This is a genomic window from Leptospira ainlahdjerensis, assembly GCF_016919175.1.
Classification (GTDB): Bacteria; Spirochaetota; Leptospiria; order Leptospirales; family Leptospiraceae; genus Leptospira; species Leptospira ainlahdjerensis.
In genome coordinates this window covers 1-23,276 of the sequence record NZ_JAFFPU010000075.1, presented here as the reverse complement: position 1 = coordinate 23,276, position 23,276 = coordinate 1, and the positions used below count along the sequence as shown (strand labels likewise).

Here is a 23,276-nt window from a genome sequence, read left to right as displayed (position 1 = left end):
AAGAATCCCGTTCTTTTTAGCAAACGGAAGGATCATTCTGAGAAAGTAACGTTTAAGACAAAAATTTGTCGGAACAAAAAACCCGAAGTGGTAATTCGAAACCTCGAAGAAAAACCCAAAGAGAAGCGCTCGTTTAACATTCCTACTTCCGAAAAAAATTTTAAAAATCCGTATCCCCGCGAGAAAGAGATCCTTCCTCTTTTTCGGGCGAGAGAGAAGAATGAGGAACTTTTCTCAGAGAAAAACCTTTGCTCCCAAGATACAAAAGAAAAGCACCAATCATTCCTCCCAGGAGAATCAAAAACAAAAATATATTATAAATAGTTAATGTAGTAAAACAAACAAAACTCAAAACGAGGGAGAAGATCGGAAGAACCGGATAAAAAGGAGCACGGTATGTTTTCGGTGTCTTTGGGTTTTGAATTCTCAAGACAAAAAAGGAAATCATACTGATACAATACATTCCGCAGGCTCCGAAGGCCGAGAGAGTGATCAATTCTCCCGTGTTTCCAAATTGAAGAGAAACGAGACCGATCAGACCTCCGCAGAGAATTGCATAACTCGGAGCTTTCGTTTTTGAATTCAGGCGCGAGAGAATTTTTGGAAGAAACCCTTCTTTAGAAAGTGCGTAGATTTGTCTCGAATAACCGAGAATGATTCCGAGAAGAGACGCGATGAGACCGAAAAGTCCGATTCCAGTGAAAAGTAAGGTCTTCCAAGAGGAAGATCCATAAAGATTTCCTAATGTAAAAGAAAGAGGATAATCCAATTTTGAAACTTCGTTCGTAGAGATGACCCCGGCTGTTCCGAAAAGAACACCGAAGGCCAGAAGGACAAGGGTTCCGATTCCCGAAAGATAACCCCGAGGAATGTCGCGCTCCGGATTCTTCACTTCCTCCGCCGCCATCGCAACGCCCTCGACCGCAAGAAAAAACCAGATCGCGTAAGGAAGGGCCGGAAAGAGATTCCAAAAAGAAAAAGAAGAATTTGCTGTGATTTTTGCTAAATCGAAATGAGGAAAGAGAAGAATCAAATAGAAAAGAAGCCCGAAGACCGCGGTGAGTGTCACGAAGAGTTCGAACCTCGCGGTCTGCTTGATTCCTAAGAGATTGATTCCGAGGAGAAGGAGAAAAAAACCGTTGGACGCCCATCCTTCACGGATGAGGGGAAATAAAAAATGAAAGTAACCTCCGAGAGCCGAAGCGATCGCAGGAGGAGCGAGGACAAATTCCACGAGAGTAAAAAATCCGGCGATCAAACCGCCGATTGAACCGAGTGCAACGTGTGCATAAGCAGAAGGTCCTCCTGCATGAGGAATCGAAGTCGCGAGCTCCGTAAAACAAAGTGAGAAAGTAGAATAGAAAATCGCGACCAAACCGACGGCAACGGCGAATTCCCAGAAGTTTGCGTGCGCCCAACCCAAATTCCAACCAAAGTAATCGCCAGAGATGACGAGACCGACCGAGATTCCCCAGAGATGAAGAGGACCGAGAACTTTTTGCAAAGAGGAAGACATGAAAGAAGAATCCATTCTTTCTTTGGAAAAAGAAAAGAAGTTTTTAAAAATCGAGATTCGATTTTTATAAAGAATTCCTTTTTGAAGAGATGAGTTCTATTTCACGATTTCTTTCCAGAGAGGCATTTCATTTTTCTCTGGAAGAGGAAGGTAAATTCGTTTCGAAAGAAGAAAGGGGGAGCAAAGTAAATCAGTTCGTATTCCGGAAGAATGTGGGAACTCCCAACGCTCGGAGAAGAGTAATCTTTTAGAACTCAGTTAAATGTGGGAACTCCCCAAAACTCGGAGAAGAGAAATTCCTTTTGAACGCAACGAGAAGGACTTGGAGTTCTTTGTAGGCTTGTTTCAAAAAGAGATCCTTTGTCGGAAGAATTGAAAAAGAAATGAGATTGAACCGAAGAACTTGAAAAAAGTATGAGTTCCTACTTTTTAAAAAAAAAGGAACTTTAGAAAATTCTCAACCGATAAAAGGCATCATTCTTTCCATAAGAATCCGACGGTTGTCCCCGCTCTGAAGAGCAATGACTCCTCGGATGATCGCTTGTCTTCTGTCCGATTGTTCTTTCGACCAAGCCTTGATACGATTTGCGAGAGGAAAGAAGATGAGGTTGGCAAAAGCGATACCATAGAAGGTCGCGATAAATGCGGTTGCGATTCCTTCTCCGAGGGCGCGAGTTCCCGCGCCTAAATTCTCAAGAACCCCGACGAGTCCCATGACGGTTCCGATGATTCCTACCGTAGGAGAAAAGCCGCCTGCGGTTTCTAAGATCTTCGCTGAATTTGCTTCCTTGTCTTCCATAGCGATTGCGGATTCAAAAAGAATTTCTTCCACAGCGCGAGGATCGGTTCCGTCCACGATGAGTTGAACTCCTCTCTGGAGAAAAGGATCTTGGATAGATTTGAGATTGTCTTCGAGAGAAAGAAGTCCGTTCTTACGAGCTCTTTCTGCGAAATCCAGGAAGAGTTCTCCGAGAGGAAGTTTGCGTTTCGGAAAGACGGACGCTTGGAGATTGAGGACGAGGTCCTTCATCTGCTCGAGAGAAAAACTAGCGAAAGTAGCGCCTGCGGTTCCGCCGATGATCAAGAGGAGCGCGGAGATTTTGAGAAAAGAGAGGAAGTGCGCCCCTTCCAGAAGAATCGCTATCAAGACGGATAAGAATGCGACAGAGAGACCAACGAGAGTAGGATTCATTTCCGCAAGAGTTCCCGCAAAGCGACGTTTTTACAAGAAGATTCTGTCTCATAGGAAAATGAATTCGGGCGCATGCTCGGGCGAAATTTTTTGGAAAGAGGGAGTTCCTACTTTTGAATCGCCCGATCACCAGGCTCTCAGCTCCAATCCATTCCTAAGGAAAGGACTTTAAAAAGGGAAAAAGAGGCCGTAAAAACGACGGAATGGATTCCGCTTCGATCCTTTGCGCGGGGCTTTTATGGAAAAACGGAGATTCTTCCGTGCGTGCAAGATCCTACTTTCTGACCTTTTCAAAAAAAAGTAGGAACTCACACTTTGAAAAGAGAAGGCCTTTCTTTCCCTGAAGAATTCTAAAACAGGGGAGTTCCCGCAAAGTTTGGGATGTGCAACGATCGAAGAGGGAAAATTTTCAGAAAATGTAGGAACTCTCACTTTAATAAGAGAAGGCCTTTCTTTCCCTGAAGAATTCTAAAACAGGGGAGTTCCCGCAAAGTTTGGGATGTGCAACGATCGAAGAGGGAAATTCTTCAGAAAATGTGGGAACTCTCACAAAAAGAGAATCGCTCGGGGGTAAAAAAAAAAGGGGACGGTACAACTTTCGTCCCCCGTCCGTTTCAAAATGAAAATTCGCAGTGGAGGAACTTCAACCAGGGAGGTTGTTGTCCATCCATTCCCAAATATCGGCTTTGGGAGTTCCCACATTAGGCCTTTGGACAAAAAATGACCTTGCATTTTAAAAAACTAAAAAATTGATGCACTGCAAAACCCTTTGACTTTTAGCTGGGAGAATTTTTCCTGGCTTATCATGCTGACCGTCGTAACTGTACTGTTTTTGGCCATTTATGGGATCGACATAGTCGCTCTCTTTTTCTTCGGGATTCATACCTATATCATGGTATATCTCTACAAAAAGAACCATGCATACTGCGAATCGGAACCGGACAGAATCCTCGACGTCAACGATCCGAATCTTCCGGTCGTAACGGTTCAGCTTCCGATCTTCAACGAATTCTACGTTGTGGATCGATTATTGGAAACTACCGTCGCACTCAAATATCCAAAGGATAAACTCGAGATTCAACTCCTCGATGACTCTACGGACGAGACGGTCGAAAAATCCAGAAAACTTATCGCACATTATAAATCTCTCGGCTTCGACATTCATCACCTCCATAGAACCGGAGCGGAACGCACCGGTTATAAGGCGGGCGCGCTCGAAGCGGGAATGAAAGTCGCTCGTGGTCAATACATTGCCATCTTCGACGCGGACTTCATGCCGGACCCAGACTTCTTAATCAAAACCGTTCCCTATTTCGAAGATCCGCAAATCGGGATGGTTCAGGTTCGTTGGGGACATGTCAACGCGGACTACAACGTTCTTACCAAAGCTCAATCTTTTGGAATCGACGGTCACTTCATGATCGAGCAAGTCGCTCGGAACGGTTCTCACCTTTGGATGAACTTCAATGGAACTGCGGGAATCTGGAAAAAAGATTGTATCATCGATTCTGGCGGCTGGGAGCACGACACTCTCACGGAAGATTTTGATCTTTCCTACCGCGCCGAAATGAAAGGTTGGAAATTCCGTTATTTTAAAGATATCGAATGTAAGGCCGAAATCCCAGCGATGATCTCCGCTTACAAATCCCAACAGTTCCGTTGGTGCAAAGGATCGATTCAGACTGCGGTTAAACTTCTTCCAAGAATTCTCCGTGCGGATCTTCCTTGGAGAATCAAGTCCGAGGCTATCGTTCACTTAATCAATTATTCCGTTCACCCTCTGATGATCATCAATATTCTTTTTAGCGCTCCTTTGCTTTTGATGGACTATTGGTCAGGATTCAGCTTCTACGATCTACCGATCGAGATTTTGATGGGAACCGCGGCGATTCTTTCCGTTGGATCGATCGGCCCGATGATCTTCTACGCCTATTCTCAAAAAACTCTTCATAAAGATTGGAAGCGAAGAATGGTGTATCTCCCGATTCTGATCATGATCGGAACCGGAATTGCAATTGTAAACACCAGAGCTTGGCTCGAAGCCATTCTCGGGATTCAATCTTCTTTCAAACGCACTCCGAAACTCAAAATTGAGAAGAGCACCGACGTTCTGAAAGACAGGCTGAAATACACAGTTCCTCTTGATTTTCACGTCGTTTTGGAATTCATGATGGGCTTTTACTGTTTAGGAACCGTAGTCCTTTCCTTTATGCTCGGAAAACCGCAAATCGTGGGATTCCTGGTCATTTATGCGATTGGATTCTTCTATGTAGGATATCTCTCCTTGAAAGAAGCGCTCTGGAACTTCGGCGCTTCCAAAGAGAAATCCGCCGAAGAACTTCCGGCTCAAGCTTAATCCGGTCTAACTAGCAGGATAGAATCTCTATCCTGCGGTTTTCTGTCGGAGCTTCTGCTTGACTTCGCACTTTTTTCTGAAAAATTGACAAAATACCGCTACTATTATAGGAACCCCGATGAGTGAGAAAGTTTACTGCGCCAATTGCCTACACTGCGTTACTGTAAGACAGTATGAATCCGAGGCAGACAAATACATTCTCCGCGTAAAATGTACAAAGAAAAAATGGTCCAAAAGATCCGGAGAAGAAAAACTCTATAAATACTTTACAGTTGCTCGTCGTATGCAAGTGAACTGCGAGTTTTATGAGCCGATGGGTGAAATTCTTCCTTATATCAAAAATCTTAAGAAAGAACTTCCGATCAAAGACGAAATCTACATGGTGAAAACTCTCACCTAAAGAGTTTTGAAGCCATCCGCTTTTACTCTTAAACCAGGATTGGTCCACGGAAATTTTTCCCGTAAGACCGTCCTGGAAGAACCCTTTACGCTTTTTCCCGAACCGGGAGCCCTCTATCTCAAAGAATTCCCCACTCGTGTACGCGCAGGCGAACCTCTTTTAAAACAATCCGTAGGAACCTTACTTTCTCCGGTGGACGGAATCGCGAGTTTGATCCAAGGGGAACATTCCGCAAAGATCAAGATCGTACAAGACGGAAGTTTTCAGCTTTCCAACGAAACCCGGATCGATCCTTCCCTCACGTTGGAACAGGCTCTCGAAAGAATGGACGAGCTTGGTTTGGTTTCACTGGATTTTGCCGACATCACTCTCTCTTCTCTTTTTAAAACGTTTAGTTCTTCTCTGATCGTCCTTTCTCCTTATACAAAAACGCAGTCGGTGGACTTCCGAAAAATTCTTTTGGAAGAATTCAAAGAATTGCATATTCAGTTTTTAGAATATCTTGGCGGTTGGTTTCCAGGCGCGATTGTCAAGGACTTTGTCGTTAACCCGGTTCCGTTTCGAAAATACGAATATCCGATGGGATTTCCTCAGTATTTTTTAAAAAAGGCCCTTTCTCAAAAAACATTCCAAAAAGAGAATACTCTCTATCTCGGTCCGGAAACCTTATATCACTTATACCGGGCCCTTTTTAAAAAGATTCCGTTTATTGAAAGACATATCAGCATCTACTACGTCGGCAAAAACGGCGGACTCAAAAAAGAAGAATCTCCGATCAAGTTCAGAGACGGACAGAGTCTTAGTTTTCTTCTTTTGGAAAAAAAGAAAGAATACCCGAACTTTACGTTCAATTCTTTCTTTGACGGAGGAGAATTCCATTCTTCTTCCGAGGAATATTACTTAGATATTTATAAACATCATTCGATTCTTTTTGTGGCCGGAAAGATCAGGGAACAAAAAGAACTTCCCTGTACGGAATGCGGAGAATGCACATACAATTGCCCTCTCGAATGTAACCCGATCGCTCTCGTTACGGGGCAGGGAAAGTTTTCGTCTAACGCGTGTATCGAATGTGGTATCTGCACATTCTTATGCCCATCCGGGATTTCTCTTCGGGATAAAATTCAAAAGGTAAAAACGGATTTGAAGGAGACGACTCATGTCTGAATATCTCCTCGTAACAAAATCCGGATTCTTTCGTAAATCGGATCCTTTTTTCCCAGACCTTCTGATTTCGATTCTTTCTCTTTCAGGGATCGTATTTTTTGGAACGATACCATTATGGATTTGTTATGGACTTCTTCTTGCAGCTTGTTTCGTTTATCAATTCGCCGTTATTAAGCGACTTGTATATCCTTTGAAATGGGTCGTTCATACCGGAATTTACGTTATTCTTCTCCCCATTCATCCGGGAACGGCCCTTTGGGCGATCCTTGCCGGTTTTTTAGGAATCGTTTTGTATTCTCCTTTGGAAAATCGTCTGCGAATTCAAGTTCCTCTTTCCCTAGTTCAGCTTTTGATCTTTCTTCTTTTTTATCTTCTTCTTCCTGCAGTGGATCTTTTTGCGGGTCTTTCTTCCCAACCTTTGTTTTCCTTTCGCGATTCTAATATTTCGGATCTTTACAGTGTTCTTTCCTATTCTCAGGATGGAAATTCTCCTTGGAGATTTTCTTCTCTCGAAACGATGGGTGTGTATTCGATTCTTTTTCTCATTCCGGTCTTTTTAAAACGTCCGTTTGCGTTTCAGATTCCGGTCCTTTTCGGGGTCGGATTGATTCTTGGAACAGGAGGTCTGGCTCAAGAATTTTCACCGGTCCTTCTTTCCATTTGGATCTCCTTTGCGGTTCTTTTCGCCTCCCCCGGAAGAAATTTATATACCGCGTGGATTTATTCTTTGATCGGTGTTTTGGCGACGGGAGTCCTGTTTTATGTCATCCAAGTCTTGATCGCGTTTTACTTGCCGCTTTTCACGTATTCCGTTTTCTATTTTTTCATTGAAGCCAGTTTGATCCGTATATTTCTGGGAAGCAGAGTCGATAATTTCGGGCAATTAGAGTAACTGAGTTTGTGGTTAGAATGATGATCTCGTATCGTAGCAAACATAAGAATATGAATAAAAAACACAAAGAGTCAGGGGAGATTCTATGAATCAATTGTTGACTCTTCTTCATCCAGAGACCGTCATTTTCAATTTAGAATCCGGCAGCAAAGAAGAGGTCATCTCAAAGCTTTTGCAAAAAGCCGTGGACACTCATCAGATCGATCCCGAAAGCAAAGGAGAAATTTTAGAATCCCTTTTGGCTCGAGAAAAGTCGATGTCGACCGGAATTGGAAGCGGCGTCGCGATTCCTCATTGTTCCGTCAATCTTGTCGATGAACTCAAATGTGTGATGGGACTGAATCAAGAAGGTATGGATTTTGATTCCATCGATCATCAACCGGTTCACATCTTTATTCTATTGATCGTTCCAAAGACGAAATTTCAAGAACACATTAAAACTCTCGCACAAATCGCAAAAGCGTTAAACGTGAAAGAAGACAGAGAGAAGTTGATTCGTTCTAGATCTTTTGAGGAAATTCAAAAAGCTTTTTCTCGGAATGTTTAATCGTGCAGGGAGAAATCTCTAGGTTCTTTTTATTTCTTGTCGCTCTGATTTTTTTTTCAGTTCTTTTTGGACATCTTCGTTCCCTCAATAAAGAATATCTCTACGCTGATTCTTCTTTTTCTAAAGAAGAATCGTTCCTGGAACAGAAAACTTTTCCTTCCCAGATCCTTTCTTTTGTGAAAGGAATTCTTACCTTACAATCCGGAAAGACGTCTTCGGGAGAATCCGTTTGGAAACATATTTCTTCCCGAGTGCTTCCGACCTTGCACCTCGCGCTGTTTTCCGTGGGATGGGGAAGTTTTTTTGCGATCGCGCTGGCTCTTTGGGGAAATCGAAGCGAAGAGAATCCGTTCAAAAAAATCTTTTATCTCCTAAGCAATCTTGTCTTATCCACCCCGGTCTTTGTCGTCGGCGTGGTTTTACTTTTGATTTTTTTTGTTCGATTGGAGTGGTTTCCTCCCGGCGGTTACGAACCTTGGAACACGACCTATGTGATTCTTCCCGGGTTAGCCCTCGGTTCGAGAGTTTGGGCAAGAATCTATCAATTCGCTTCAAGTCTGACTGAATCCGAATTGAAATCCCCTTACTCAAAGGTTTTGCGCGCTCGTGGATATTCTAAAAATAGAATATTATGGAATCATGTATTATTGAAAATTGTCCCGCTTTTGGCGGTTTTGATTCTGCTCGATTTCAGTTCCCTGCTTTCCGGTGCCATGATCGTGGAGGAGATATATTTCTTTCCGGGGATCGGGAAATCGATGTATTACGCGATTCAGACGATGGATTCCGAACTTTTGAGCGCTCTCCTTTTCTACAGCGGGCTCACGTTTTATATTTTCAGCAGGGTTTCGCTTCGATTTCAGGAATACCTTACCGGAAAGGAGAGCGTCTCTTGATTTCCAAAGGTGATTTTCTCAGACTTTTTTTCGGCGCAGTTGTCATCGTCGGGATGGTTTGGAAAAACCCGCCGACGGAAGTTTTTTTGGAGGAAAGTTTTTGTTCCGTTACATGGAATCATCCTTTCGGATGTGATCGTTTGGGAAGAGACGTTCTCAGCCTTTTTTCCTATGGAACGTTTTCGGCGCTTTTATTTTCTCTTCCTTCCCGCATTTTTACTCTTGTGTTCAGTTCTTTGATTTGTTTGTTTCAGTATTCGATTCCGTTTACAGGGAAATGGTTTTTTACTCCGATCTCTTCCGTCTTCGTTTCGGTACCTTCTCTTCTCATCGCGTTGCTCACAGTTCACGCTCTAGGGAACGGCCCTTTGGTTTTGGTCATCGCGATTCTTCTGGGGGATTGGGCTTTTTCGTACGAAACTCTTCAGAGCAAAATTCGGGAGACGGACGGAAGTCCATACGTTCTGGCCGCCTCTTTTTTCGGAGCTTCCAAAGCGAATGTGTTTCGGAATCATATTTTTCCATCGGCTCTTCCTGTGTTGAAAGTTCTGTTTACGACAGGATTGCCCGGAGTTGTTATGACACTGGCGCTTTTCAGCTATCTTGGCGTAAGCGCGGGAAACGATTGGTTTGGTCCGGGATTGGGAGAACAAATTTCCTTTGCTAGGGATTACGCATATTCGGCGCCCCTTGCCCTGGTGATTCCCATTTTTGGAATCGTAGGTTTGGTCACCACCTTGAACGTGAAAAGAAGATGAGTAGAGTATTTGCATTTATTCTAATATTATCGATTTTGAGTGTATCAATTTCAGCTCAAGGAATCGACGACTACTATCGATTTCCGGAAACCGGAATGAGAGAAAGGATCACTTTTGAAACCGAAAGAAAACTCTGCGTTTTTCCTCTCAAAAATCAGAATTCCGATGCGAATCTCGATTACCTCAGCAAAGGTTATGGTAGCGTTCTGTATTCCGGTCTCAAAGGTTTGTTTCAAATTTTCGATCCTGACGTAATACCCAAAAGTATTCAGCACGGTTTTGGAAAACCAACCGGAAAAGAAAGACTCAGAAGGGGAGAATGGGACGCCGAGGTTTTGGAAAAAATTAGGAACGCAAAAGATATCTCTCCTGACAAAGATCCTAGATTCTTAACATTAAAAATCGATTATGTTTCAAACGAAGCTCCGCCCGAAGATAGCACCCTTTTTATTTCGGGAAACAAACAAGGTTGTTTTTATCATCTCGCTGGTTCGTATGAAAAGAAAAACGAGTTTCAGATGGAACTCAAGCTCGTTTTAAGATCCTCGAAGGACGCTTCCAAAAAGGAATTCAGGGCTAAGACCAGCGTTAGACGTTCTTATCAAGAGTTGGACGGCCTGATTAATGAAATCAAAAAGGAACTTCTTGGAAAGAATACGATTTCGTTTTCCTTTAAATCGGGGGAAATGGACGGGGTTCTTGTTTTTCTTGACGGGCAGTTTCTCGGTAAAACCCCTCTTCAAAGAAATGATATCCTTCCGGGAAATCATGTAATTAAATACTACATGGACGGTTTCAAGAGCCAGGAGAAAAGGATCCTGCTTCAAGACGAGGGCAGTTTTGAAATGTCACTTTCCCGTTCTCCTAAGGAAGGTCTAATTTCCGTCGCTTCGAATCCGGAAGGCGCGAACGTTTATCTTGGTTCCGAGTTTTTGGGTAAAACTCCTTTGGTTCGTGTCCCGGTCAAAACGGGATACAATCGACTTCGTTTGTCTATGGAAGGGCATGTGGATATTTTGAAGGGTGTGGAGATTAAAAAAGAGGAAGAGGTAAAGTTCGATCTTGCTATGGTTCCGGGGGATAGCGTTCTATATTATAAGAATAAGCAGAATGTTTTTTTGGATCATTCTTACAATGACTTTTCGATCTATTCTTTATACGGAACTCTTTTGTTTTATGCAGGGTATTATTATTTTAATCTCAAAGCCAATACGTTGTATGACCGCGCCGGAAGTCAGGTGAGTCTGACTCGTTTGTTTTTGGCGGCGAACGTGGTTCCTCAAGATCAGTTTATAGGGATGTATTTATATGAAGAGAGGATCATTCGCGAGACAAATTCCGATGCAGGAAAGTATCAGAAAATTGCAGGTAATTTTGGGAGACACCAAGGTGTGACCGGGGGAGTGATGGTTTACGGTATGGCGCTTATGTTGATTCTGTCTGCTACGTTCTTTTTTCTCGGATTAGACGAAGAGACTTTGGATGTCGGAGTTGTGCCTACAAGAGTTAACAATCCTTTTGCGATTCCCGGTCAGACGATGGAACTGGATTCTTATGCGAAGTTTAAATTGAAGTTTTAGAAGTTTAAGCTTTTCTAATTCTCATTTTATAGCTTCTTTTTTGTTTTTGAATTTCCGATTTAGAACTTGTCTCAAAACCAAAATTGTAGGAATTCCATTCGGAATTGAACGAAAATAAGTTTGTTAGAAAGTTTGTAGTCGCTTAGGGAAGTAATCTGTGGGAACTCCCGCATCTTAATTACGATCCTACCAAAATCTTATAGACGGTTTCTTGGAACATTCCCGGTAAGTTTTCAGTTTTTTTGTAATTTTTTCTTTGGATTTCCGTTTTTTTGAAAACCTTCCGGAAACGTATCTAGGATGGGAACTTTACTTCTAAACTCTGATCAAGAATTGAAATCCATTCTCCAAGAAAGGACTTGCGACGTGATTACTCTTTTGATTCCGAAAAAGACCTTACTTCGCTTGAGTGAGCCGGAAAAGAAAAGGCTTCCCAAAAGGATTCCCGACCTTCTGCGAAAGTATGGAAAGTATCTGACGTCTTCGAGAAGATTGGGTTATAAGGCAGGTAAAACTCTTTATCAGCCGACTGAAGGAAAGAAGAATATGATTCGGATGAATGCGAGGGTGAGTACCGGGAGTTGGGCTTTTCTGGGCGCACTCGCTCAGGCTCATGGTGTGTCCCGCTGTTTTCTTTTTAATTATCTTCTTTGGTTGGATGAAATCGAAATGGATTCTCATCTCGTGGAAACCATGAACGAAGGAGCTCCCACGTTTCACAGAAACTACAGATATATCCTTCACCTCGATTTGCTGAATAACAAGATAATTCGCAAATTAGAATGCGAACCGGCAAATTTCTTAAGCATTTTAGATTACCGAGATTGGTTCGGATCGTAGAAAAAATTCCTAAATCATCTCCAAGACAATCGGAAACAAACGAAAACTTCCAAGGACCAAAATTGAATCCGCATCACCCGGATTTGATCGAATCGTCGCGCGCATTTGATCCAAAGAAATACTTTCAGTCTTTTTACAGTTAGGCGGAAGATAAAAACCTTCCTCAAATAGAAATCTAAAACCTGCTATAGAACGCCCCTTTTCCGCACTTCTCAAAAGTTCCAAAATTTCGGCTCCGTCCTTGTCTTTTAAAAGGCCGGCAATCACTTGAAATTTTTTTTCGGGAAAAAGAGAATGCAAACTTCGAAACGTTTCCAAAAACGCGTCCGGATTATGTGCGGGATCAAAAACTAAGAATGGAGAATTTCTCAAAATTTTGAGCCTTCCCGAAGGTGGGGAAACGAGAGCTTCCACATCGGCAAAATTTAAAACATTCGTTTTTGATTTAGAATTTTTAATCTCTTTCAAACCCAAAATTCTTTCACAAACTCGAAGAGAAAAAAAACGATTTCGGGTTAGATAGTCGGCGTTCGAAGGTTCTTCTTTTAGAATTTCATAGACAATCTTACGTTCATTGCAGAATTCTTCGATTCTTCGGTTGAGTTTCGATTCCTTCTGTTCCATTGAAAAAAGGGCCATTGTATTTTTAGAACAGATTCCCAATTTCTCATCTAAAATTTCTACTTTAGAATTTCCTAATATTTCTTTATGGTCGAGACCGATCGACCCTAAAACGACGACGTCCGGATCAGCCAGCTTAGTCGCGTCCAACCTGCCTCCGAGACCAGCTTCGTAGATCTGAGTCTCGACCGATTCGTTTTCAAAAAAAAGAATCGCCGCAAATGTGAACAATTCAAAAAAAGAAAAGGTTTTGAGGTCGTGCTCGGCGCCTCGGCCTTCCATTTCGCTTAACAATTCATCCAATTCTTTTTTAAGAATCTGTCGAAAGGGTTCCGACTTGGATCCGATGCGGATCCTTTCCAGAGGAGAAATCAGATGTGGGGAAGTATAAAGCCCAGTTTTGAAACCGGAGAGCCGGAAGTATTCCCCTAAAAAGTGTGTGATCGAACCTTTTGCATTCGTTCCGACCACTGAGATTCTCCACAAGGTTTCTTTTTTTCTTCGATCCAATCCGTATTTTTTTAGAATATTCTCAAACGGTTCCAAAGAATAACCGGAGAATACGTTGAAGTTTCTGGTTTTTTCCAGGTTGGAAAGTTGTGAAATGAATTCGAAAAAATCGGAACTCATCGATTTGCTAATGCGAGGGACAAACGTTCTCTCGTTTTTTGGATGTCCACAAGATCGGGGGTGACCCCAGTGAAAAGCTCAAATTGTTTCATTGCCTGATACAAAAGCATCTCGGAACCGGGAATAATTTTCGCCCCTTTTTTCCGAGCCGCTTTGACCAAGGGAGTTTCCAATGGATTATAAACGATATCGAAAACCGTCATCGAAGAATCGAAAAATTCTTCTCCAAGAAAGGGACCCGGTGACTGACCTTTCATTCCGAGGGGTGTCGTATGAACGATCAGTGAGAATTGATCCCGGAAAGAAATAATTTCCTCCGGACCCACAAACAGCGCTTTGGTGGTAGAATTTTCCATGATCAAAGAACAGATCTCTTTTCCGGTTTTTTCATTTCTAGAACATAGAATCAGCTCTGAAATTTTTCCGGAAGCGGCGAGACTGTACGCGATTCCCCGCGCGCTTCCTCCGCTTCCGAGAATTAAAGTTTTTCCGCGGCTCATCGATTCCGGGGACCACTCTAAAATGGAAAGATAAGCGCCTTCTCCATCCGTATTATACGCGTTAATCGAATCCTTCTTCAAAACCAGAGTGTTCGAAGCCTTCATAATTTTCGACGGCATATCCGCTTCGTCCGCGAGAGCAAACGCTCTTTCCTTATGAGGAATCGTAATCGAAAGCCCGCAGACCCCGGATTTTTGAAGATCCAAAACGATCTTACGATCGAATTCTTGAGTTTCGAAAACCTGGTAAGAAGCATTCATTTCTTTGTCTTTATAAATTGAATTGTGAATGAGCGGAGAAAGGGAATGGGAAAGGGGAAAACCGGCTATACCAAAAGTTGTAGTAGGTTGATTTGTTTTGTTGTTCAAACTTGGAATTCTCTTTTTTTACGAGCTTCTTTCTAAAATCCAAATCCTTCAACCTTTTCCATTCTTCATCTGGAAACTTATAAAATAGAACATTGGTTGCGGGCGTTGGGACTTTTTTGCTCCTGAAGAAGCAAGTTTTGGAGCGAGTCGTAAAATGAGTCGACTAAAAGACAATTCCCGAAAATGCTGTATTGGAATGAGCCTATTGAATTTACCTGATTCTTTTTTACACGGACTGGGTGCACAACTCTTTTTGGCGCCTCTTGCTTCTTTTTCAGGCTCACCGTGGTGGACGACAATTCTTGACGTTCTCTTCGTTGTGGGAATTTCCGGCGGACTTTCTTGGTATTATTACTACTACAAGCGCAAGGATCTCCTCGGAGGTTTTTGGGGGGCGCTGATCGTCGCACTTCTTGGTTCTTTGATCATTCTTTCTCTCCTTCAAGATTTTATTCGTTCGGTAGTTCTCTGGTTGATCTCGCCTAAATTCGGCATCTATCAAATCTCTAATGTAAATTTACTCGCGGTTCTCTTGGGCGGATTGCTCGCGCTCTACATCATGAATCGTATCAATCACAACAAAGAAAGAAGGGACTAGTATTTAGAAGTGCCTTCGCAGGGTTTTAGCGTCGACCGATCGGGAAGGCGTTCTCTGTATTTTTATCCAACAGCCTCGATTCCTTTCCTACGTTGTGAGGTATTGCCGGAGACTTCTTTTTTCGAAGATAGAACTCTTTGAGATTCCTCTTTGGAAAATTCTTTCCATCCCTGAGAAAAACGGTTGGTTTTCGGGCAAATCATCGTTAAGACAAACGATTCGGAAACTGAAATCTTTCACCTGGCTAAAAATGACTTTCGTTTATTTTTGGAAGTTTTGAAAACTTCTTTACGTCCTGAAATCAATCGGAATGAAAAAAATTACGAAGAGAACCACTTTGTCGAAACGAAAAAAAACAGGCGTTTCGAATGCGAGGGCCGAGGATTGTAGTTTAGGATTTTCTAAAATTCAAAGATAAGAAAAATCAAACCTTTTTCTTATCTTTCAGATTCAACTCGTACAACTTAATGTACTTTAAAAAATTGTAATAGAATCCAAAGACCGCCAGAACAAAACCCTGTTTTCCGTCTAAAAAACCGAACCGGATCGTATACATCCAAAAAGCTTTGTAAAATCCCTCCAGAAACGCGTGAAAAAGACCACTGGTTTTGCCGGCTCTGAATTTCTCCTGGGCGCCTAAGTCGGAATAGGCGTTGATATAACGAATATGATCGCTGATATTCTTATAAGAATAGTGATAAACCGGAGCATTCAGTTTTTCGCATGTTCCTGTTAGGTGGACGGTCTCGTGGACGAGTCCTCCGCCGAACGTTCCTTTCACTTTTTGAAAGAGCCGAATTCTACGATTGGGATACCAACCTCCGTGGCGAATCCATTTTCCTAAATACCAGGTCAGCCTCGGAGTAGAATAGCCGTCCGCCTTTGGTAAACCATTCTTAAATAAGTTTAGAATTTCCTCTTTTAGATCGGGAGAAACTTCTTCGTCTGCGTCAAGTGTGAGCACCCAGTCGTTCGTCACGAGAGAAAGGGCGAAATTTTTCTGACTCACATAGTCGTCGAACTTTCGTATCTGGACTCTCGCATCGTATTTTTTCGCGATCTCGACGGTTCTGTCTTTGGATCCGGAATCCACGACGACGATCTCCGAAACGAAATCCAGAGGTTTGAGACAACGCTCTAAATTGTCTTCTTCGTTGAGAGTGATGATACAAACCGAAAGGGGAAGTCGCATTTAATTCTTATGGTTTAATTTTCGGATGCTCTGAAAGTCGGGGGTCAACGGAATTTCCAATCTTGCGATCGTAACGTCTTCACGAATGATGATTCTAAAATAAGAAGGATCGATTCCTTCTCCTTTAAGCATGATAAGAATGAGCGCCAGTCCGATTCCCGCGCCTTCCGTGTTGTCGGCGTTGTCCAAATAAAACTGAGCGATGTCGTTGTAGCGCATCCCCTTCTCCAATTTTTCTCGGAGAGACTTTTCTTCCTGTTGTGTAACGGGTGCGTTGTTGATGACTTCAATCCGAATTCCATCAAAAGAATAATGAAACGTGATCAGACAATAGTAACCTTCCTTTCTTGCCTTCTGCCCGTAGAGTTCGGACATCGCTTCGCTGAAAATACTCTTATACTCTCGAACGCCTTTTTCATAATCGGCCGCGTCGTTGAGATCGAGACCTTTTTCTTCGAAAAAAATCCTTTTTTGGTTTGCTTTGCAGGCGTTGATTGCCAACTCTTTTATTATAGTATAAACCGTAGGAACCAGAGTAGGATGAGTTACCTTATCCAGAATCAGACCGACTGCCTCTTGGATATGCTCTTCGACAGAATGAGTCATCCTGTGGGTTTTCAGAGAAAGGATTTTTCCATTCTCAATTGTTAGCCGGATATTGTCGGATATATCTCGGATTTCCTGCCCCATCATCCATGAACATTCCTGAATCTGTTTCGTTTGTCAAGAGAGTGATTGTTAGAAAGGGAAAAAAGCAGCATCTTTTAGAAACAAAGATACGACGCTCTCTTTTTAAGCTGACTGCGTTTTCTTTGATGCTATTGTCTATCTCTCAATCGCTCTTTTCGGAGTCTTTGACTTTGAGCGGTGTGCGTTATTTACTTCCCGGAAAAAAAGAATACTCGGATATTTCCGAGATTCGAATCGAAAACGGAAAAGTTATCTCGATCAAAAAGTTAAGTTCTTATTCCGGAAAGGTGTCGTACGCACTTCCCGGATTTTGTGATTCGAACGTAACTCTTTCCACGGATTCTCTCGGAGGACAAAAAGATAGAGCGGGAGTTTTTCTTTCTCTTCAATCTTTTTTGGCTCACGGTTTTACTGGAGTTTTTTCCGTGGGAGATCCTTCTTGGGTCGAGGTTCTTACCAAGGACGCACAACGGTCCGGAAAGTATGTTCCTTGGGTTCGAAAGTCCGATTCTCCTTGGATCGCCGAAAGTGCGGAAACGAAGAATTTAGGAAACCTACCAGGTTATACAGTGATACGTTCTTCTGGAGATGCGGTCGCGAGAATGAAAAAAAGACCGAATTCTCCCGTGCATCTTTTCTATCGTTATCAAGAAGGCGAATCTTTTGCCTTCGACGGTCCGTTCTTGTATCAACTCAAGAAGGTCGCGGACGCGGAAGGAATCAAACTAGCGTTATCCGCCTTTGGAGACGAGTTTAGCATTTTGGAAGGAATCAACGCGGGAATTCCTACGCTCTTTCATCCGGTTCCCGATGGAATAGCGGGAAGAATTTCTCCCGGTGTGTTTCGAAATCTGAACTGGGGACCTATGTTTTCCGTTTACTACTATCAAAAACTTGCGGGAACCCCCGAGTGGGAAACGGATCTCAACTCTTTGAAGGAATGGAGTCCGTTCTTCGCGAAAAATCTTTCACCCGAACCCGAATTTGCCGGGAAACTTTCCAATCTAAAAGACGAAGAAAGGGAGAATGCGGAGAGAGAATACAAATCCTATCTTGCTTTTTTAGTCAGACAAAAAAATCTGAGTCAAGGGCTACTTCTTGCTTCAGGCACCGGAAATCTTCATGTTCATCCGGGGATCGGCGGTTGGAAAGAGATCGAAATTCTTTCCTCCGTTTTGGGAAACGAAGAGGCCATTCGAATCGCGACCGAATCCACTTGTTCCTTTCTGGAAGCGCCACATGAAGGAAAAATCCGCGAAGGAAAGCCCGCCTATATCAACGTATTTACGGAAGACCCGATGATCAGTTTAAAGAATTTGAAATCTCTTCGTAAAACGATCGCCGGTGAAATTTCCTATCCGCCTGAAAAAAAGGAATCCACTTCCAGTCAAAAAAAGAGAGGGAAAAAATGAAAGAATCTGAAAAAGAACTCTTTGAGAAAATGTTAGACGCTTCCTTTAAAAAGAAAAGAGCGATGGAAGCAGGCACGAAAGTCACAGCCGTTGTGAACTCCGCCAAAAAAGATTTTATATTCGTTACCGCAAAGGATTCCAAAACACAAGGGATCATTTCTTCCGAAGAATTTCTCGAAACCGGTTTGCCGACTCCGGGAGACGAAATCGAAGCGTATTTCTTGCGTGAAGACCACGGAGACATTCACTTCACGACTTGTTTGAGCGGAGAATCCCTCAACAAAGATCTATTAGAAATCGCTAAAAGAGCTGAGATCCCGGTCTTAGGTCAATTTATTTCCGAAGGAGAATCCGGAGCCGAAGTCAAGATCGGAGAGTTTACCGCATTCTGCCCTTTCTCTCAAATCGATCCAGAATTTAAGAAGTCGGGTTTGGTTGGGAAACGACTTAAGTTTTTGATTCAGGATATCGGGACCAGAGGTAAACTCATCGTCTCTCAGAAAAAAATTTCCGATCGTGCGAAGGAAGCAAAACTCGGAGTTCTCAAACAAGAATTGAAAGAAGGGATGTTCGTCACCTGCAAGGTGAAAACGATCCAGAACTTCGGACTCATCGTCGAGATGGACGGACTCAGCGCCCTCATTCCCATCTCCGAAGCTACTTATAAAAAGAATCCGGAACTCGAAAAAGAATTTCAAGTCGGTCAGACCTTGCGCGCACGAGTTCTCCGGATCGACTGGGAAACTCAAAAGATCGCTCTTACCGTAAAAGACTTTTTAAAAGATCCTTGGGCGCAGACGGTTCCTTTCAAAGAAGGGGACATCGTAAAAGGAACCGTGGATTCTTTGAAGGCATTCGGACTTTTTGTAAAGTTAGACGATCATTTCAACGGTCTCGTTCCCGGAAGAGAAACCGGAATTCCGAGCCGTGTTCCTTTGACTCAGAGTTTTAAACCCGGAGACGTAGTTGACGTTTTTGTAATGGAAGTAAACCCGGAGAGAAAACAGATTTCTCTTTCGATTCAGAAGGCGAAGGAGATTCAGGATAGAATGGATTACAGCGGATATCTGAGTACGGACACAAGCGGATCCACGAGTTCCTTCGGGGCGATTCTTCAGAATTCTTTGAATAAGAATAAGAAAAAATGATTCTATGTCTCTGCATATAGGTCTCTACAGACCGGAAATCCCTCCCAACACCGGAAACATCGCGAGGCTTTGTGTGGCGTTGGGAGCGGATCTTCACATCATCGGACAAGCTTCCTTCGATCTTTCCGAAAAGGCCGCGCGTCGCGCGGGCTTGGATTATTGGGATAAGGTAAAAATCTCACTCCATTCTTCTTTAGAAGAATATAAAGCGATTCTTCCCTCCGATTCGAATTTGTATCTGGTTTCCGTTCACGGACAACGTTCTTATACGTCAGTGAAATATAAGTCCGGGGACGCTTTTCTCTTCGGAAATGAAACTTCGGGAGTTCCAGAAGAAATGAAAAAATCTTGGAATGAGGAAAAGATCTTAAAAATTCCGATGGAAGATTCATCCCGATGTTTGAATCTAAGCAATTCAGTCGCAGTGATTTCTTATGAAGCGATGCGCCAAATCAAGTCCTGGTAAAAACGGATTTACACTTTCAGAATTCTGCATCTAAATGGATAAAGTATGAGCTTTCACCTCACAAGAGAAGAAATCGAAAAACAAATTCAGTCGATGCTTTCTCAGGGGTTGACCGGAACCGTAAACGATTTTTATGCTTGGATTCGGATGGAAACTCTCCGCAAATTTAAGGACGAACCGGATACGGAAAATTCCGTTGTCGCCACGATCTTAGAATCTTTGGTGAATTCCGGTTTCGCAAAGCACAATAAGTTCAATCAGAAAGAATTTCACATTCACCCGGATCATACTCAAGAAAAAAAACTACCGTCTAAGGATAGTTATGTTCTTCTCGGAAAGATCGCGTTTCAACCGATGCAATACGTTCGGAGCCGTTTCGAATTTTTTCTAAAAAGTCAAGGCACTCAGGAAGATATCGTTATGGATCTTTGTATCGGAGCCCTCGAAGCCGTCGAAAATGCGGTTAAATACGGAGACGGAACCGAGGTGGAAGTGGAATATTCCATCGATCGTTCCCAGACATTATTCATCAAAATCGTAAACAATCTCAAAGAGTTGAACTTGGAACAGGATATTGAAAGAGGAAAGTTTTCTTCCACTGCCACGCTCATGCGCGGCATGATGGTGATGCAAAAACTTTTTGACGAACTAGATCTGGAAATCTTGGAAGGAAGAAAACAAGCTCAGTTCAACGCCAAGAAAAAACTTTCTTAACAAAGATGTCCGCAGTTTTTAAAATTCATTCCGCCTATCAGCCCGCCGGAGATCAGATCAAGGCGATCGAAACGATCGGAACCGCTTTTCAAAAAGGGGAACAAAAGATCACTCTGGTCGGCGTGACCGGGTCCGGAAAAACGTTTACGATGGCGCAGGTGATTCAGACGCTCGGGTTGCCTACCTTAGTCCTCTCGCATAACAAAACTTTGGCGGCTCAGTTGTTCCGTGAATTCAAGGAATTCTTTCCCGAAAACGCGGTGGAGTATTTTGTTTCTTATTACGATTACTACCAACCGGAAGCCTATGTTCCTTCTTCAGACACGTTTATCGAAAAAGACAGCTCCATCAACGAAGAAATCGATAAACTCAGATTGAGAGCGACTTCTTCGTTATTGGAAAGAGACGACGTCGTGATCGTGAGTTCGGTTTCCTGTATCTACGGTTTGGGTTCTCCTGAAGAATATACAAACTCCGTGGTTTCTCTCAAGGTCGGAGATACGATTGAAAGAGACGCGGTCATTCGAAAACTTCTTCACATTCAATACAATCGAAACGATATCGACTTCTCCAGAGGGAATTTCCGAGTTCGCGGAGATTCTATCGAAATTTATCCCGCCTATCATACGGACGGAATCAGAATCGAATTTTTCGGAGACGAGATCGATTCCATCAGCAGAATCAATCCGGTCACGGCGCAGACGATTATTAAATTAGAAAAAGCTTATATTTATCCTGCGAAACACTTCATCACATCCGGTCCGAAAGTGAAGGAAGCGGTAGAAAACATCAAAGCGGAAGTGGACGCGCAGGCCGAATTCTTCCGTAAAAATGGAAAACTTTTGGAAGCGGAAAGAATCGTCTCCCGCACCAATTACGATATGGAAATGTTGCAGGAGATGGGTTATTGTAACGGGATCGAAAACTATTCCAGACATCTCACCGGCAGAAAGGCAGGGGAAAGACCCGCTTGTTTGATCGATTATTTTCGCGGAGATTTTCTTCTGATCGTAGACGAGTCCCACGTTACGATTCCACAGATCGGAGGAATGTTCGCCGGTGACAAAGCGAGAAAACAAACGTTAGTCGACTTTGGCTTTCGTCTTCCGAGCGCTCTCGACAACAGACCTCTCAACTTCGACGAGTTCGAAAAGTTGACTCCGAAGACTCTTTATGTTTCCGCAACTCCGGCGGAATACGAACTGGCAAAAAGTTCGAAAGCGGTCGAACAGATCATTCGTCCTACCGGGCTTTTGGATCCGATCGTCGAAGTTCGAACCACAAAAAATCAAATCGAAGATCTTCATGTGGAAATTCGGAAACGGATCGAATCAGGAGAACGAATTCTCGTGACGACTCTCACAAAAAAGATGTCCGAAGATTTGACCGATTATTACGAAGAGATCGGTTTGAAGGTGGCGTATCTCCATTCCGAAGTGGAAACTCTGGATCGTGTCGCGATCATTCGGGATTTAAGAAAAGGAATCTACGACGTTCTCATCGGAATCAATCTTTTGAGAGAAGGATTGGACATTCCCGAAGTTTCTTTGGTCGCGATTTTGGACGCGGACAAGGAAGGTTTTTTAAGAAATTATAAATCTCTCATACAGACGATCGGACGTGCGGCGAGAAACGTTAACGGAAAGGCAATTCTTTACGCGGATCGTATCACCGATTCGATGGCGAAAGCGATCGACGAAACAAAAAGACGTAGAAAAATCCAGGAAGATCATAATACCAAATTCGGAATTACTCCTCTTACGATCAAAAAAGACGTAGGTGATATCATTGAAAGGGAAGAAAAAGAACAAACTTCCGAAGATCTGATTCTCGAAGACATCGAGAAAAAATTTAATCCGAAGAAGTTCCCGGACCGAGCCGTGTTCAAAGAAAAACTTCACGAGGAAATGATGAAAGCCGCGAAGGATTTAGACTTTGAAAGAGCGGCGATTTTAAGAGATAAAATGCTTTCCATTCATATAGAAGATCCCTCGATCGAAAAATAAAATGTAGGAACTTGTTTTGATTACAATATTGATCTGTCTCGTCACCTTCGGCATCAGCGTCTGGTGTTTTTCCTCCGAAGTTCAACTTCGAAAATTCATTCTTACGCCTTATCGGCTCGAAAGGGATAAGAATTATTATACTCTCTTGACCTCGGGTTTTATCCACGCCGACTGGATGCACTTGATTTTTAATATGGTTTCGTTCTATTCTTTTGGAAAGAATTTGGAACAGACGGTCGGTCCTGTAAAATTTACGCTCTTTTATCTCGGAACAATTTTAATCACGAGCGTCATTTCTTGGAGAAAAAATTTAGACAATCCTCTTTACGCTACGTTAGGTGCTTCCGGTGGAGTTTGTGGCGTTTTGTTTGCGACGGTTCTTTTTTATCCGGGGCTTTCTCTTTATATGATGTTTATTCCGATCCCGATTCCGGGGGCTGTGTACGCGGTTTTGTATTTGGTTTATACTTACTTTTCCTCAAAAAGTTCTCAGTCCGACGGAATCAATCACGACGCGCATCTTTGGGGTGCGTTATGCGGAATTGCGTTCGCGCTAATTCTGGATCCTCAGATCATCGGAAGAGTGATGAGAAATTTATTAGGAAGCGGGGATTAACCCGCTTTTTCTATTTTTGTTTTGATAAACTTTTTGTAATTTTCTGATCCAAAGCTGACGTCCATTCGAATGATTTCCGGTGCGAGATACGGAAAATAAGATTATGATCAAAGCGAGAGCGGATCAATATTCTAAAATAGAAGATTACATCATGAAACAACATCCGTATC

At 42.8% G+C, this 23,276-nt stretch carries 22 protein-coding genes and 3 pseudogenes; 17 read left to right on the top strand and 8 right to left on the bottom strand.

The window, feature by feature from the left end; all coding sequences use genetic code 11:
* Positions 1-160: 160 nt before the first annotated feature.
* From eat to JWG45_RS22630, 3 genes and pseudogenes are all read right to left on the bottom strand, one after another.
* On the bottom strand, positions 161-1,531 hold the full coding sequence (eat, locus tag JWG45_RS18690; protein WP_232380772.1) for an ethanolamine permease: 1,371 nt from the start codon (positions 1,529-1,531) through the stop codon (positions 161-163).
* 442 nt (positions 1,532-1,973) lie between these two features.
* Positions 1,974-2,708 (bottom strand): motility protein A, encoded by a 735-nt coding sequence (locus JWG45_RS18685; RefSeq protein WP_205281136.1) that lies wholly within the window; start codon positions 2,706-2,708, stop codon positions 1,974-1,976.
* A gap of 701 nt (positions 2,709-3,409) precedes the next feature.
* Positions 3,410-3,591, bottom strand: a pseudogene (locus JWG45_RS22630) (hypothetical protein).
* Here JWG45_RS22630 and JWG45_RS18680 point away from each other — a divergent pair.
* The 9 genes from JWG45_RS18680 to JWG45_RS18640 all read left to right on the top strand — a co-directional run bounded on the left by JWG45_RS18680 (position 3,514) and on the right by JWG45_RS18640 (position 12,144).
* Positions 3,514-5,064, top strand: a complete 1,551-nt coding sequence (locus tag JWG45_RS18680) for a cellulose synthase family protein (protein ID WP_118967598.1) — start codon at positions 3,514-3,516, stop codon at positions 5,062-5,064. The pseudogene JWG45_RS22630 and the gene JWG45_RS18680 sit on opposite strands and share 78 nt — an antisense overlap.
* A 118-nt stretch (positions 5,065-5,182) precedes the next feature.
* Positions 5,183-5,464, top strand: a complete 282-nt coding sequence (locus JWG45_RS18675; protein ID WP_004459036.1) for a hypothetical protein — start codon at positions 5,183-5,185, stop codon at positions 5,462-5,464.
* Positions 5,465-5,470: 6 nt separating this feature from the next.
* The gene (locus tag JWG45_RS18670) at positions 5,471-6,631 is read left to right on the top strand and encodes an oxidoreductase (protein ID WP_205281135.1); all 1,161 of its coding nucleotides are present in this window, start codon (positions 5,471-5,473) and stop codon (positions 6,629-6,631) included.
* A complete protein-coding gene (locus JWG45_RS18665) occupies positions 6,624-7,523 on the top strand; it encodes a hypothetical protein (protein WP_205281134.1) in 900 nt (299 codons plus the stop codon). Before JWG45_RS18670 ends, JWG45_RS18665 begins: the two co-directional genes overlap by 8 nt.
* 85 nt (positions 7,524-7,608) lie before the next feature.
* Entirely contained in the window at positions 7,609-8,070 is a 462-nt protein-coding gene (locus tag JWG45_RS18660; RefSeq protein ID WP_205281133.1) for a PTS sugar transporter subunit IIA, read from the top strand.
* Between the two features lie 2 nt (positions 8,071-8,072).
* Positions 8,073-8,966: an ABC transporter permease subunit gene (locus tag JWG45_RS18655; protein ID WP_205281132.1), complete on the top strand. Its 894-nt coding sequence runs from the start codon at positions 8,073-8,075 to the stop codon at positions 8,964-8,966.
* Positions 8,963-9,724 (top strand): ABC transporter permease, encoded by a 762-nt coding sequence (locus JWG45_RS18650; protein ID WP_205281131.1) that lies wholly within the window; start codon positions 8,963-8,965, stop codon positions 9,722-9,724. The genes JWG45_RS18655 and JWG45_RS18650 overlap by 4 nt, the downstream gene beginning before the upstream one ends.
* Positions 9,721-11,304 carry a PEGA domain-containing protein gene (locus JWG45_RS18645; protein WP_205281130.1) on the top strand — a complete coding sequence of 528 codons (1,584 nt, stop codon included), beginning with the start codon at positions 9,721-9,723 and terminating at the stop codon, positions 11,302-11,304. Before JWG45_RS18650 ends, JWG45_RS18645 begins: the two co-directional genes overlap by 4 nt.
* 300 nt (positions 11,305-11,604) lie before the next feature.
* Positions 11,605-12,144, top strand: coding sequence for a DUF1564 domain-containing protein (locus tag JWG45_RS18640; RefSeq protein ID WP_205281129.1), 540 nt, complete (start codon positions 11,605-11,607; stop codon positions 12,142-12,144).
* Positions 12,145-12,153: 9 nt separating this feature from the next.
* Here JWG45_RS18640 and JWG45_RS18635 read toward each other — a convergent pair whose 3' ends face one another.
* Positions 12,154-13,395: a folylpolyglutamate synthase/dihydrofolate synthase family protein gene (locus JWG45_RS18635; RefSeq protein ID WP_205281128.1), complete on the bottom strand. Its 1,242-nt coding sequence runs from the start codon at positions 13,393-13,395 to the stop codon at positions 12,154-12,156.
* Positions 13,392-14,264: a shikimate dehydrogenase gene (aroE, locus tag JWG45_RS18630; protein WP_205281127.1), complete on the bottom strand. Its 873-nt coding sequence runs from the start codon at positions 14,262-14,264 to the stop codon at positions 13,392-13,394. Before aroE ends, JWG45_RS18635 begins: the two co-directional genes overlap by 4 nt.
* A gap of 205 nt (positions 14,265-14,469) precedes the next feature.
* Between aroE and JWG45_RS18625 the strand changes: the two genes are divergently transcribed.
* Positions 14,470-14,862, top strand: coding sequence for a hypothetical protein (locus tag JWG45_RS18625; protein WP_156781864.1), 393 nt, complete (start codon positions 14,470-14,472; stop codon positions 14,860-14,862).
* Positions 14,863-15,286: 424 nt separating this feature from the next.
* On the opposite strand, the gene JWG45_RS18620 is transcribed toward JWG45_RS18625, so the two are convergent.
* Positions 15,287-16,054 carry a glycosyltransferase family 2 protein gene (locus JWG45_RS18620; protein ID WP_205281126.1) on the bottom strand — a complete coding sequence of 256 codons (768 nt, stop codon included), beginning with the start codon at positions 16,052-16,054 and terminating at the stop codon, positions 15,287-15,289.
* On the bottom strand, positions 16,055-16,747 hold the full coding sequence (locus JWG45_RS18615) for a histidine kinase (protein WP_205281125.1): 693 nt from the start codon (positions 16,745-16,747) through the stop codon (positions 16,055-16,057). It lies immediately after the preceding gene.
* A 2-nt stretch (positions 16,748-16,749) separates the two neighbouring features.
* Between JWG45_RS18615 and JWG45_RS18610 the strand changes: the two genes are divergently transcribed.
* From JWG45_RS18610 to JWG45_RS18585, 6 genes are read left to right on the top strand one after another with little or no spacing between them, the layout of a single operon-like run.
* On the top strand, positions 16,750-18,156 hold the full coding sequence (locus JWG45_RS18610) for a hypothetical protein (RefSeq protein WP_205281124.1): 1,407 nt from the start codon (positions 16,750-16,752) through the stop codon (positions 18,154-18,156).
* Positions 18,153-19,304: a S1 RNA-binding domain-containing protein gene (locus tag JWG45_RS18605; protein ID WP_205281123.1), complete on the top strand. Its 1,152-nt coding sequence runs from the start codon at positions 18,153-18,155 to the stop codon at positions 19,302-19,304. Before JWG45_RS18610 ends, JWG45_RS18605 begins: the two co-directional genes overlap by 4 nt.
* A gap of 4 nt (positions 19,305-19,308) precedes the next feature.
* Positions 19,309-19,770, top strand: coding sequence for a tRNA (cytidine(34)-2'-O)-methyltransferase (locus JWG45_RS18600; RefSeq protein WP_205281122.1), 462 nt, complete (start codon positions 19,309-19,311; stop codon positions 19,768-19,770).
* Positions 19,771-19,815: 45 nt separating this feature from the next.
* Complete coding sequence (locus tag JWG45_RS18595; RefSeq protein ID WP_205281121.1) at positions 19,816-20,484, top strand: ATP-binding protein; 669 nt, start codon at positions 19,816-19,818, stop codon at positions 20,482-20,484.
* 5 nt (positions 20,485-20,489) lie between these two features.
* Positions 20,490-22,490, top strand: coding sequence for an excinuclease ABC subunit UvrB (gene uvrB, locus JWG45_RS18590; protein WP_205281120.1), 2,001 nt, complete (start codon positions 20,490-20,492; stop codon positions 22,488-22,490).
* A gap of 16 nt (positions 22,491-22,506) precedes the next feature.
* Positions 22,507-23,106: a rhomboid family intramembrane serine protease gene (locus JWG45_RS18585; RefSeq protein ID WP_205281119.1), complete on the top strand. Its 600-nt coding sequence runs from the start codon at positions 22,507-22,509 to the stop codon at positions 23,104-23,106.
* On the opposite strand, the pseudogene JWG45_RS22325 reads toward JWG45_RS18585, so the two are convergent.
* A pseudogene (locus JWG45_RS22325) lies at positions 23,103-23,198 on the bottom strand (divalent-cation tolerance protein CutA); the annotation flags it as partial. The gene JWG45_RS18585 and the pseudogene JWG45_RS22325 sit on opposite strands and share 4 nt — an antisense overlap.
* An 11-nt stretch (positions 23,199-23,209) precedes the next feature.
* Between JWG45_RS22325 and JWG45_RS22625 the strand changes: the two are divergent.
* A pseudogene (locus JWG45_RS22625) lies at positions 23,210-23,276 on the top strand (divalent-cation tolerance protein CutA); the annotation flags it as partial.